Source organism: Pseudoalteromonas sp. GCY (assembly GCF_016695175.1).
Lineage (GTDB): Bacteria > Pseudomonadota > Gammaproteobacteria > Enterobacterales > Alteromonadaceae > Pseudoalteromonas.
Genome location: NZ_CP068023.1, coordinates 415,005 through 427,990, shown reverse-complemented (window position 1 = coordinate 427,990; position 12,986 = coordinate 415,005). Strand labels below are relative to the sequence as shown.

10 protein-coding genes are annotated in these 12,986 nt (G+C 43.9%); 1 reads left to right on the top strand and 9 read right to left on the bottom strand.

The features are described from left to right. Positions 1–4 precede the first annotated feature (4 nt). The 8 genes from JJQ94_RS07090 to JJQ94_RS07055 all read right to left on the bottom strand — a co-directional run bounded on the left by JJQ94_RS07090 (position 5) and on the right by JJQ94_RS07055 (position 7,987). Positions 5–1,366, bottom strand: a complete 1,362-nt coding sequence (locus JJQ94_RS07090; protein ID WP_099028946.1) for an SPOR domain-containing protein — start codon at positions 1,364–1,366, stop codon at positions 5–7. Continuing rightward, positions 1,367–2,437 (bottom strand): 3-dehydroquinate synthase, encoded by a 1,071-nt coding sequence (aroB, locus tag JJQ94_RS07085; RefSeq protein ID WP_099028945.1) that lies wholly within the window; start codon positions 2,435–2,437, stop codon positions 1,367–1,369. It lies immediately after the preceding gene. Between the two features lie 24 nt (positions 2,438–2,461). Continuing rightward, entirely contained in the window at positions 2,462–2,980 is a 519-nt protein-coding gene (gene aroK / locus JJQ94_RS07080) for a shikimate kinase AroK (protein ID WP_010607062.1), read from the bottom strand. Between the two features lie 150 nt (positions 2,981–3,130). Then, positions 3,131–5,197 (bottom strand): type IV pilus secretin PilQ, encoded by a 2,067-nt coding sequence (locus tag JJQ94_RS07075; protein WP_099028944.1) that lies wholly within the window; start codon positions 5,195–5,197, stop codon positions 3,131–3,133. Further along, positions 5,187–5,729, bottom strand: a complete 543-nt coding sequence (locus JJQ94_RS07070; RefSeq protein WP_099028943.1) for a pilus assembly protein PilP — start codon at positions 5,727–5,729, stop codon at positions 5,187–5,189. The genes JJQ94_RS07075 and JJQ94_RS07070 overlap by 11 nt, the downstream gene beginning before the upstream one ends. Continuing rightward, a complete protein-coding gene (locus JJQ94_RS07065; RefSeq protein ID WP_099028942.1) occupies positions 5,726–6,331 on the bottom strand; it encodes a type 4a pilus biogenesis protein PilO in 606 nt (201 codons plus the stop codon). Before JJQ94_RS07065 ends, JJQ94_RS07070 begins: the two co-directional genes overlap by 4 nt. A 16-nt stretch (positions 6,332–6,347) precedes the next feature. Then, positions 6,348–6,920 carry a PilN domain-containing protein gene (locus JJQ94_RS07060; protein ID WP_099028941.1) on the bottom strand — a complete coding sequence of 191 codons (573 nt, stop codon included), beginning with the start codon at positions 6,918–6,920 and terminating at the stop codon, positions 6,348–6,350. Then, positions 6,908–7,987, bottom strand: coding sequence for a pilus assembly protein PilM (locus JJQ94_RS07055; protein WP_099028940.1), 1,080 nt, complete (start codon positions 7,985–7,987; stop codon positions 6,908–6,910). Before JJQ94_RS07055 ends, JJQ94_RS07060 begins: the two co-directional genes overlap by 13 nt. 129 nt (positions 7,988–8,116) lie before the next feature. Between JJQ94_RS07055 and JJQ94_RS07050 the strand changes: the two genes are divergently transcribed. Continuing rightward, on the top strand, positions 8,117–10,573 hold the full coding sequence (locus tag JJQ94_RS07050; RefSeq protein ID WP_099028939.1) for a penicillin-binding protein 1A: 2,457 nt from the start codon (positions 8,117–8,119) through the stop codon (positions 10,571–10,573). A gap of 61 nt (positions 10,574–10,634) precedes the next feature. Here the strand turns inward: JJQ94_RS07050 and metL are convergent, their stop codons facing one another. After that, positions 10,635–12,983 carry a bifunctional aspartate kinase/homoserine dehydrogenase II gene (metL, locus tag JJQ94_RS07045; RefSeq protein ID WP_099028938.1) on the bottom strand — a complete coding sequence of 783 codons (2,349 nt, stop codon included), beginning with the start codon at positions 12,981–12,983 and terminating at the stop codon, positions 10,635–10,637. Positions 12,984–12,986 lie beyond the last annotated feature (3 nt).

Sequence of the window (12,986 nt, the reverse complement as noted above, 5' to 3'; positions counted from 1 at the left end):
GTGGCTAATTACCGAGAGACTGAGTAATTTCTTGTTTAATTTTACTCATTCTCTTAAAAAATGGCTGACCTTTTCGTAGGGCTTCTGGCAATACCGCCTTTGCTTGCTTCGCTGAGGCCAAACTCTCATAAGCATCAGTAGTAACTACAAACCAAGTTCGGCCGTTTCTTGAGACAGTAAACTGCTGTGTCACTACCTCGTTATGCTCCGCCATAAACCCAGCTGCAATCTCACTTTCTGTCACTGCAAGTAACTGTATCACCCATTCATCATCTGAACGACTGAGATACCAAGGGTTTCCCGTCAATGGTTCAGGCTCTGCGTATTGAGGTTCTTTTACTGGCGATAAAGTGACCGGAGTACTACCAACATTAGTTTCTTCAGCTGCATTCGCTTGCTCTGATTGTGCGTTATTGTTGTTTGTAGTATCTTCTTTTGCTTCAGTTAATGCAGATAAAATACTACCAACAGACGCTGTTTCGATTTGCGTTGGCGCTTCGGCTGGCAACTCTGGTTGCACGTCGCTTTTAATTTCAACTTTTTCAACTGTAGCATTTGGCGCTTCAAATACAGCTTGCGCATCAATAGCAGTAGCGACGGTTTCTTCATTATCTTGAGTTGGCGTCCAGTATCGTTTTAATTCTTGCTTATACACTAAAGCAACCATTAACGCGGTCAGTATCAAACAAAGCGCAATGACATACCATTGCCATTGTGATTTGCTACCCACTTTTGAACTTTGTTCACGTAAATTCAGACTCTGTTGCTGCGGCTGCCAAGAAAGTAAAACACTCGGATTACCTCGAGCTTCAGCAACAAATGTATTAAAAATAGGATCTTCATCAGGCGGTAAGTCTTTGTAAAACATGCTCATCAAACGCTTACTTTCGAGCATGGATAAAGGCTCGATATGAATATCCAAACTTTCAGGGATCAGTTGAGGCTGCTGCGCCGTAGCGAGTATGTAAATTGTTTCGCGAGAAGATTTTGCGAGCTTTTGTAGTTGTTCCGCAAGCTCTTGGGTTAAATGCCTGACGTTGTCTAAAACCCATAAGCATGGTCCACAAGCTTGTTCATCGTGGAGCAACATGAAGTTTTCACTTAGAGATAACTTCTGATCAATGAGAGGACTGCGAAAGCTATGTTCAAGCAGCTGCCGCACTACATCAAACTCTTGAGTATTTGCAGTCAGCTTTACAAACGCTTTGTTAAAGTCTGGATATTTATCGGTGAGAAACGATTCCGCAAGGTAGCTTTTACCAAGACCCGAAGAACCGACTAAGGTTATCAGGTTTTGGCCATAGTCGAATTGCATAGCAATTCTATCTACCAATGCAGCTCTGCTTGGTAAAATTTGCGACTGCATTTAACGACCTATTAGAGTTACCACGGTTTCATCGCTAACATCATCCACTAGCGCACATTGACCTAGTTGCGTTGGCAGAATAAAGCGAATTTTGCCTTGTTTGTTCTTTTTGTCTTTGCGCATATGTTGTAAAAACTGCGCTGCGGTCATCTCGCTTGGCGCTTCTGTCGGTAATTGATAAAGCGCAATAACGCGACGGATCTTTTCAACATCAGCAGTACTAAGCGCGCCGCGCTGGCAAGCCAGATTTGCAGCTATCATCATACCAGCAGCAACAGCCTCACCGTGCAACCAATTACCATAGCCCATTTGCGCTTCAATCGCATGGCCAAAGGTGTGCCCCAGATTAAGTAATGCACGCAACCCCGCTTCGGTTTCGTCTTTGGCGACGATTTCAGCTTTTATTGCACAACACTTATAAATAACTTGTTGAAGGCTTTCAGAATCTAGTACGCTGAGCTGAGGGTGCTGATCCGTTAATGTATCAAGAAAAGATGCATCATAGATCAACGCATATTTAATGACTTCAGCCATACCCGCAGCAAACTCTCTTGCAGGTAATGAACTTAAGGTCTTGGTGTCGATAAAAACCGCTTTTGGCTGATAGAAAGCACCAATCATGTTTTTACCTAACGGATGATTTACCGCTGTTTTACCACCAACTGACGAATCTACTTGTGACAACAAAGTCGTAGGGATCTGAATAAACGGAACACCACGCTGGTAGCATGCCGCAACAAAACCAGTCAAATCGCCAACCACACCGCCACCGAGGGCAATTAAACACGTATCTCGACCACAATTATGCTCAAGCAAAAAGGCAGAGATCTTTTCAAACCATTCTAGCGATTTGTATTGTTCACCATCAGGGATAACAAAATGTAGCGGTTTTTGAGCGTCAAATATCGCTAACAAACCGTCTAAATATAGAGGCGCTATGGTGGTGTTGGTGATGATAACAGGACGACTTTGCCCAACATACTGCTTAAGTCGTCCTTCATCTGATAAGAGATGTTCACCGATGAAGATGGGATAGCTTCGCTCGTTTAAATCAACCTTTAATTCAAGCATGGCTTCCCTCCTACGGTATTGTTATTAGAAATCTAATTTTTCAATAATTTGGTTTGCAACTACTTTAGCGCTTTGCTCATCCGTGCGAACAACGTGATCCGCCACTTCTCTATATAGTGGTTCACGCTCATCAGCTAAGCGCTCTAGCACGTCACGTGAGTCTTCACTGGTTTGTAGTAATGGACGACGCTTATCACGCTGAGTACGAGCTACCTGTTTTTCGATCGGCGTTTCTAGGTAAACAACAATACCGCGCGCAGACAACTTGTTGCGCACTTCTTTGCTGATCACAGAGCCACCACCTGTCGCTAACACAATGCCTTGCATTTCTGTTAGGTCAGAGATGACACTTTCTTCACGCTTGCGGAACCCCTCTTCGCCTTCAATATCGAACACCCAAGAAATATCGGCACCTGTGCGGCGTTCAATTTCCTGATCCGAATCGAAAAATTCAAGGTGTAATTGATCTGCAATGTGACGACCAATCGTGCTTTTACCAGCCCCCATCGGGCCTACTAGAAATATATTACGTTTCTCAGCCATATCTTTTTAGTACAAACGAACTCTAAAATTTGAAATAAAACCCCGCCTAACGACCTGGCCCCAAAATTAAGGAGGGGATTATCTCAGTAATCCGTGAACAATTTCAAGTCAAACCACGCAAAAAGCGCAATACTTTTACTGTCAACGGGCCTATAAACTGTCTTGAATGATCTTAGGCGTCACAAATATCAGCAATTCTCGCTTTTCATTAATATCACGAGAGTTCTTAAACAATAGACCTAAATATGGGATATCGCCTAAAATTGGGATCTTACTTACTGCTGTTTTCACTTCTTGCTGATATATACCACCCAGTACGATAGTTTGACCATTTTCAACCAGTACCTGTGTTTGAATCTCTTGCGTGTTAATTGCTGTCGCAGGGCCATTTGGCGTTTGCACGGTATCACCTTTAGTGTCTTGTGTAATCACCAAGTCGAGAATTATTTTATTATCAGGCGTGATTTGCGGTGTCACCTCCAAGCTTAATACCGCTTTTTTGAAGCTTACTGTTGTAGCGCCACTTGATGATGCCTCTACGTAAGGAATCTCTGTACCTTGCTCAATACGCGCCTTTTTCTGGTTAGCCGTAGTGATACTTGGCGTCGCGATTATCTCACCTTTATTCTCTTGCTCCAAGGCAGACAACTCGAGATCAATCAAAGTACCATCGGCTAATTTCGCAATGTGCATACCAATGCTACCAGCAGGAACTCCTTTCACACCTAAATTAACGTTTAAGCGGTTTTCCAAAGACGGGATGTTGCCGTTGGACAAAGCATCAGCACCTTCCAGCGTACCAGATATAGCATCGCTACCTTGTTGGTCGCTAAAGCCCCAACGAACGCCTAAGTCTTCTTGTACCGTGTCATCCACAGTAACCATACGCGACTCAATACGCACCTGCTTCACCGGCACGTCCAAGGTTTCAACCATACGGCGCACACTTTCAATACTGCGCGAGGTATCTTTAATTAATAAAGTATTGGTACGTTTATCAACCGACACACTTCCACGATGGCTAATAATAGAGTTGATATCTGTTTTAAGTAAGTCAGCAAACTCTTCCGCTTTCGCGTAATTAAGTTGAATATACTCGCTATATAATGGCTCTAGCTCTTCCACTTGCTGACGCGCTTGTAATTCTTTGGCTTCTCTCGCTGCGAGTTCTTCTGATGGTGCAACCATCAAAATAGAACCATCCATACGCTTATCTAGCCCTTTCACACGTAACACGACATCAAGAGCCTGATCCCAAGGTACACCGTCTAGACGCAGGGTAATATTGCCAGATACCGTATCACTTGTTACTAGGTTAAAGTCGTTTGTATCTGCGATAATCTGTAGTACGGAACGAATTGGAATATCCTGGAAATTCAACGTGATTGGCTGTCCTTTGTACTCTTTTTTATCGCCAAAGGTTTTATTACCTTCATCCTTTTCGATAGTTAGGGTAAAGATATTATCAAGCTGCTGATAGGTAAACTTGAATGCCGCATTAGGCTCAATCACAATGCGGCTTTTATTGTCTTCTTTAAAGGTTTCTATACGAGATACCACAGTGCCAAAATCTAACACATCGAGTTCGTATAGCAGGTCTTCTGCAATATCGATATGGTGGAAGTCCGCAATGATTTTGCCACCGCGCTCTTGTACATCGATGGCCGCTTGGTTGTGCTCAAGAAACGCGAGAACCTTAGCCTCACCTTTCTCACCGCGACGAAAATCGATAGCTTGAATTTGGTTGATAAATGCGGTGACTTTTTGACTTTGATCTTGCTCTGAGACAATCGGTTTGTTAGACACTTCCACTATCACAAGATTATTCTTAACCTCGGTTTTATATAGTTTTAGCTCATCCATGTTGATGGAAACGGCAAAACCGCCATCTCTGAGTTCACTGGTAATGCCTTGAATGCCAGCCTTGTTAATGCTCAATGCTTTTAAGCTTTCTTCGAACTCAGCCTGCTGGAAAAATAATTCAATACTAGCACTTTCACCAACAACTCGAACTTTTGGCTCTGTATTAAGCTTTTCGTCAAACACCAGTTGTAGCTGGGTTTCCCCCGTTGGCACTGGGTTATAGCGAATGTCATACAACATAGGAATGGCATGCGCAATTGACGAAAGGCCAACTAAGGCAACACCGAGCACAGAACGCCATAGTGTTCGAGTGCTTTTAATGGTTGATTTTATAACGTTATTGTTAGTATTCACTCGCGCCACCTTGTTCCGCTTCTAACATTTCCACTTTTGTTAGCCTTTCTTTCCAACATCCCGTTCCATCTGGGATCAATTCTAATAATTCTAAATGATCGGCTTGTACATTCAGCACTTTGCCATGATACAAGCCCATATATTCGCCACGTTTAACACGATATAACCCCTGCGTTGCCGCTTCTATTAGCGCCCAACGACCGTCAGATTTAGCGATAATGCCTTTCATACGCAGGTTATCCAATGGAAATTTCTCTAATGGATAGCGATCTCTGTCTGGATCTGGGTGTAAGCAGTTTTTAATTTGAACTAGTTTATTTTCAATCACTTCTGGCTGCGGCGCAACAAAAGGACTACGTAACTCCGAAGCGCTATACTTAAACGGTTCATAATTTTGCATTTCAGGTATAGGCTCGATTTTCGGCGTTGAGCTTGCCTTTACCTGATCAATAAATTCTTTTTGTTCTGCCGTACTATCATTACAACCTGAAATGAACATTAATGTGGTCACGCAGAGCATCAGCCGGATCATTTCTGACCTCCTTGCTCATAGCGATAAGTTTTTGCCACAACACTAAATATCAGTTCGCCATTCCCCGCATTTTCAATTCTAAAATCATGCAAGCTCACGATACGAGGCAACTCAGAAACTTTACTCACAAACTGACCAAATTCATGATATTTACCAATCACTTCTAACTTAATCGGCAATTCGGTATAGAACTCTTTACGTACCTCAGGCATCCAGCCAATTTTTAGGAAGGTTAATCCGCTTGACGTACCAACGTAAGTCAAATCATCAAGTAGTCCAGGCGTTTCGTTAGAACTTGGCAGTCGTCTCAACAGCTCTGTGAATTGCGCTTCCATATCAATCATTTGCTGTTTATATAGCTCTAGATTGTTTGCTCTTGCGTATTTAATTCGGTAGCTCGTTCTCAGCTCCTGCTCTTTTTTAACCGCTTGGTCATAACGGTCTATTGAGCTTGAAACCATCAGGTTATAACCCAATATCATCATCAGTATAACGACAAGAACAGAACATAAAACTTTTACAGGGAATGGCCAATGGCCAATATTATCGAGCTCCAGCTCATTCCAATCGATTTCTTTCAAACTGTTTAAGTCAAAATTCATGCACTGTGCCTCCGCCCTATTTCGCTTTATCGGCTAAGTGGATGTCTTCATAAGACTTAACATAAAAATGCATCGTAAAATCACTCAATAATTTTGAACTTTGCTCACCTGCTACTATACCTTGGATGACAGGTCGCTCTAATAAATAAGACGATTCAACTTGTCGTAGCATCTGTGACAAACGGTTGTTTGATTCACTACGACCAATGACTTTGATCATATTGTCCTGTCGTTCAAGACTGGTGAGATAAATCCCAGCCGGAACTACTCGCGCTATTTCATCGATAATTTGTGTGCCAAGACTACGGTTGAGTTGCAACTCTTCAATAAGCCGAATACGGCGCTGTAAATTTTCTTTTTGCTTATTCAGATCGTTAATCGCGACTATCCGTGAATCTAATTGAGAGATCTCACTTTCGAGATAGCGGTTTTTAATTTCTTGCCCGGTTTTTAAGCCGTCATAAAAACTACCAAGCATGTACATTATCAATAGACAAGCCGCGATGATCACCGCAATGATAGTCAGAAAGATTTGTTGCGACGCTTGCCTTTGCTGCTCGCGCCAAGGAAGCAAATTTATATGTGGCATGATGAGAAGCTCCTTAATGCCAAGCCTGTCGCTAAGGCGAACTGCGCTTTATGCTTTTGCAGCACATGTCTATCTACTTTTGGTGCAATCTCCATGTCAGTAAACGGATCAGCCACTATTGTGTGGATCCCAAGCTCATCAATCAGCAGTTTATCTAAGCCATCCACCAACGCGGTTCCACCTGTCAACACGATGTAGTCAATATGATCTTTACCACTGGTCGTCATAAACATTTGCACCGCTCGGCGAATTTGCTGCAACATAGAAGTTTGGAAAGGAGCTAAGACTTCAAAGGTATAGTTAGGAGGTAAGTCCCCCGTTGTTTTCGCCAGTTCTGCCTCATCGTAGGTTTTGTTGTAATAAGCAACAATGCTGTTGGTATATTGCTCACCACCAAACACTTGGTCACGGGTGTAAATCGTTTTCCCAGATTGAATAACGCTTATCAGCGTAAGCACAGCGCCAATATCTATCATTGCTACGATTTTATCAAAGGCATCAGTTGGCAGTTCAGGATAAATGACATCCATGGCCCTGCTCAGTGCATAGTTTTCTACATCGACAACTTTCGCTTTGAAACCCGCTTCTTCCAATGCGCCTACCCGTGCTTGCACGCTTTCAGTACGCGCCGCAGAAAGTAGCACATTCATTTTTGACGGATCGGCTTCGTTTACTCCAATTTTTTCAAAATCTAGACTAACTTCATCTAACGGGTAAGGGATCAGGCTATCTGCTTCAATAGCTATCTGGGACTCGAGTTCAGCATCAGTTAATGACACATCCATAAAGATCACTTTTGTAATCACGGTCTGACCGGATACGGCAACTGCTGCATATTGCGTAAGCTTTGGAATGCGCCGCTTCATTTTAGTTATCGCGTTGCCGATCGCTTCAATGTCTTGAATGGCCCTTTCATTTACTGCTCCTTTCGGAATAGGTTCAATCGCAACGGCTTCTACTCGGTAGCTGGAACTTGTCTTCGACAGCAACACCGCTTTGACACAATGGGAGCCGATATCGATCCCTATCATCAGAGGTGCTTGTTTTTTTAGTAGTTGGCTCAGCATGTGAAGCGCCCGTTTCCTTTTAAGACTGTGTACCATAAAAATTTAGCACACAAAAATATTAATCGTTTTTTAATCAAGATATACTAGCAGTGTCTACCTGTAATTGGGAGTCTAACTAGGGATAATTCCGTGAAATTATTGAAAAGATTTTTACAATTCGTTTTTGTTTGTACCCTTTTAGGCGTGTTGACACTTATCAGTCTTTATTATTATGTCAAATCTGACATACCAAGTGTAGAGGTTTTGAAAGATGTTCAACTACAAACCCCCATGCAAGTCTTTACACGAGACGGAAAACTCATCAACCAGTTTGGTGAAAAGCGCAGAATACCTGTACGCTTGCAGGATGTTCCACTCCCCATGCGAAAGGCATTCTTAGCGACAGAAGATAACCGTTTTTACGATCATTTCGGCGTAGATCCGATAGGTATCGTCCGCTCCGCTTTAGTGCTAATCACCACAGGACAAAAAAAGCAGGGAGCCAGTACGCTCACCATGCAACTTGCCAGAAACTTCTTCTTAACAAGAGAGAAAGCCTATATTCGTAAAGTGAAAGAAATCTTTATTGCGTTGCATATTGAGCAACTCTTAACAAAAGATGAAATTTTTGAGCTTTACTTAAACAAAATTGAACTGGGTAATCGCGCCTTTGGTATCGGTGCAGCAGCACAAGTCTACTACGGTCGCTCACTATCAGAATTAACTTTAGCAGAAATGGCAATGATTGCAGGCCTGCCAAAAGCGCCTTCTGCGTTAAATCCAATTCGTAACCCAGAGCGCGCACAATTGCGCCGGAATGTTGTGCTCGGACGAATGCTTGCAGAAAAGTATATTACTCGAGCAGAATATGATGAGGCGACACAAGCTCCCATCACGGCTAAATTCCATGGTGCCGAAATCGAGCTGTATGCACCTTATATTTCTGAAATGGTTCGCGCCTATATGGTCGAACGCTACGGTACTGATAAAGCTTATAACTCAGGCATGAAAGTTTACACCAGTGTGGAGTCTGACATGCAACAGGCTGCTCAGCATGCATTAGTTGATAATTTACATGCCTACGATATGCGTCACGGCTTTAGAGGCGCAGAAGAAACCTATTGGCATGCTGAGACGGAATCGCCGCTAAGCCACGAAGGCATTATTACTCGCCTTAAAAAGGTCAATGAAATTGGACCTTTAAAAGCCGCTGTCGTGCTAAACATTGCAGAGAAAACCGCCGACCTGCTCTTAAAAACCGGTGAACAAATTACATTGGAATGGTCAGGCTTAAGTTGGGCCAGACAATACATCAGTGAGACGCGTCAAAGCTTACCACCAAAAACTACCGCAGATATCCTCGCGCCGGGCATGCAAGTGTTCGTCCGCAAACAAGACGACGGTTGGATGTTAAGTCAGTTGCCGCAGGCATCCAGTGCACTTGTCTCTCTTGACCCGCAGGATGGGCGTGTAAAGGCGATTGTGGGCGGCTACAGCTTTGAGCTTAGCCAATACAATCGTGCTACCCAAGCTAAGCGCCAGGTGGGTTCGAACATCAAACCTTTTATTTATTCATCCGCATTAGAAAATGGCTATACCCTAGCCACCATCCTTAATGATGCCCCGATTAATCATTGGGACAGAAGCGTTGGCGTAGCTTGGCGTCCGAAGAATAGCCCTGAGGTGTATAACGGCCCAATCCGTATTCGCCGAGCGCTTGCACAATCGAAAAACGTGGTATCTGTTCGTTTGATCAAAGGCGTTGGCATAAATAAGGCTGCTGATCATTTGCTTAAATTTGGTTTCCAAGACGCAGATATTAATCGCAGCGAGTCATTAGCGCTCGGTAGTGCCGCATTAACTCCTATTGAAATGGCGCGCGGCATGGCCACTTTTGCCAACGGTGGTCACCTCATTGAGCCGTATTTTATCGATAAAATTACCGACTCATTCGGTACCGAGCTGGGTTCGGCAGAGCCGTTATTAGTCTGCGACGAGCAGCAGCTGGAAGAACAACCTGAGCGCTGTGCACCGCAAGTGATTTCGGAGCAAAACGCATTTCTGATTGCCGATGCGCTTCATAGTGCTATCTGGGGTGGCGGTAGCTGGAAACACGACACGGGCTGGAGCGGCACTGGCTGGCGTGGTCAGTGGTTGAAACGCCGTGATCTTGCTGGAAAAACGGGTACCACCAATGACTCAGTAGATACTTGGTTTACGGGCTTTAACCGTAATGTCCTCACCACAGTTTGGGTTGGCTTTGACGATGCGAGTAAATCCTTGGGTCGTGCGGCCTACAACGCTAACCTTGGTGATAACCAACTTGTTGGTGCAGAAGCCGGTGCAATTTCAGCTCAACCTGCTTGGATAGACTTTATGCGTGAGGCACTTAAAGATGAGCCTTTGGCCCCGATAGAGCCGCCTCCTGGGCTTATTTCAACTCGGATTGACTTAAAAACAGGGCTTTTGTCTCGTAAGAACGATTACACATCTCGGTTTGAGTATTTCGAGCAAGGTACAGCCCCAACCAAATACGTATTAGATACGGATAGCAGCACACCGTTTGACAATACCGCGCCGCTACCGACTCACGAGGAGTTATTCTAAAATAGAAATGCCGATACAGATGTATCGGCATTTTTGTCTTATATCTATTTTCTTAATAGAGTTATTTTAGATTTTGCGTCAACCAGAATAAATCGGAATGTATTCCCGCGGCTGTCACTTCTTTACCTGCCCCCGGACCTTGGATCACCAGTGGGTTTTGTTCATACCATTTAGTGTGGATCACAAAAATATTATCACCCGGTGTTAAATTCGCGATTGCAGAGCCGTTTGGTACCTGTGCAATGCCTACTTTTGCAGACACCTTGCCATTGCTTGCAATTTCAAGCGCACCAGTATAGCGAAGCGCAGCGTCATTCGCTGTGGCCTTTGCATAGTGTGTTGCATAAAAGTCATCGAGTTGCTGGCGATTTTCTAAAAACGTTTGCCATGAACCCACACTCAAGGACTCAGGCATTAACGCCTCTAATTCAATATCTTCAAGCTCAAGTTCAATGCCTAACTCTCGTGCTAAGATCAAAAGCTTACGCTGCATATCACGGCCAGATAAATCTTCGCGTGGATCAGGCTCGGTAAAACCAAGTTCTTGCGCCCCGAGCACTAGCTCAGAAAATGCTTCAGAACCATCATAGCGACTACAAAGCCAAGATAAAGTGCCAGAAAAGACGCCTTCAATTCTTACCACTTCATCACCACTATTTTGCAGATCAGCCAACGCAAAGTTAATGGGTAGACCCGCGCCAACACTGGTGTTGTAACGCCATAACAGGTTACGCTCTTGTAACTGCTGGCGCAGCTTTGAGTACCAACCTTGTTGTGCCGTGCCGGCATATTTATTGGCGCTGATCAAATGACAGTCATGTTCAACAAACTGCGGATACAATTCACTGAAACGCTCGCTCGCAGTAATATCAACCACCACTTTATGCTCGTAATCGAGCTCTTTAATACGAGTGAATAGCTCTGCTTCATTGTATTCGATGGCCTCATTTTGCCATTGCTGTTGCCACGATGCTAAGTTCAACCCGCTTGGACAGAACAACATTTGCTTAGAACGCAGTAAGCCAACCAACTTAAGATCAAAGTGCTCACTCAGCTTAGCGACTTGGTTTTTGCATTGTTCGATAAACACTTCACCCACATTGCCAACACCAGCCACAATCACAGCAAGCTCTCTGCCTTTATTCACCAAACGTTCGTGCAATATAGCAAGTAGATCGCTATCAATTGCTTGATCGGTTAACACTAAGCTGTAATGACGCTCTTGCAGCACAAAACGGGTGACAATCGCATGCTCATCCAATAATTCTAGTGCTTGCTGATGTAACCCAGCAACATCCTGACTTGGGGCAACAATAGCAAAGCCTTGTACTTGCGACTCAATAATATTGGCTCGTGAATCAAGCGCTTTGATCACAACATGGCTAAACTCAGATGGCACCAGTAAGTGTGCCTCTCCACCTTTAACAAAATGATGAATGCTATGCTGGATAAGCTGGCTTAGCTGTTTTACTTCACCACTTTTTAGCTGTTCAACGCGTAACAGGTCAAGTTGTCCAAAAGTGGTAATAAAGCGCTTCTCTTTGCTATAGCCAGCCTTTACTATCTCAGTGCCAAGTGCATCGGCATCAAAGCTGCTACGAACTTGTAGTTTTATATCGGTATCTTTAAGTGGAGACAGCGTTTTTGCATGCAGTACCGGATTACCTAATCGTGCGAGTAATTCAGCTTGGCCACGACATACCTTAGTGTATTTTATGGCATTGGCGACTTTACGTGGATCAGTGCTGAATACACCAGTTGTATCCGTCCAAATTGATACTTGAGCTGCATCAAGATAACTTGCCAACAAAGTTGCGCTATAGTCACTGCCATTTCGGCCTAAAGTCACCGTTTCACCTTGTGCATTTGCGGCAATAAAACCGGTAACGATATAGATAGCGTGGTCATCAATTGCGCGATAGCACGCTTCTTTGTTATGGGCGTGTAGTAACACTCCCTCTTGTTGTACAAATAACGTACGAGCGTCGATAGCTTTGGCTTCAATACCCTGAGAATTTAGGTAGTTTGCTAATATACGAGCCGACCATAGCTCTCCATGTGCAAGTAAGCTGGCGTAGTGAAGCTGCTGTTCTTCTCGCCCTAAAGCGATTGCCTGCAGCTCATTGACAAGCTGTTTGAGTAACACACCGTGTTGTTCACCTACAAACAAGGCATCAATTAATTCACGCTGATGGTTTTCAACTTGTAATAAAACATCGTTGAATGCGCGAACATCTTGCTGCTCAAAGCTTTGCCATAACTTCACTAGTGTATTCGTTGTTTTTCCTGCAGCAGAAACCACAACACTGTCACCCAGCCGACATTGCTCTAACACTATCTTGGCAACTGCCTGATAACGCTCTGGCGAGCTTAAACTCGAACCACCAAACTTATGTACTACTTTTGCCATTTA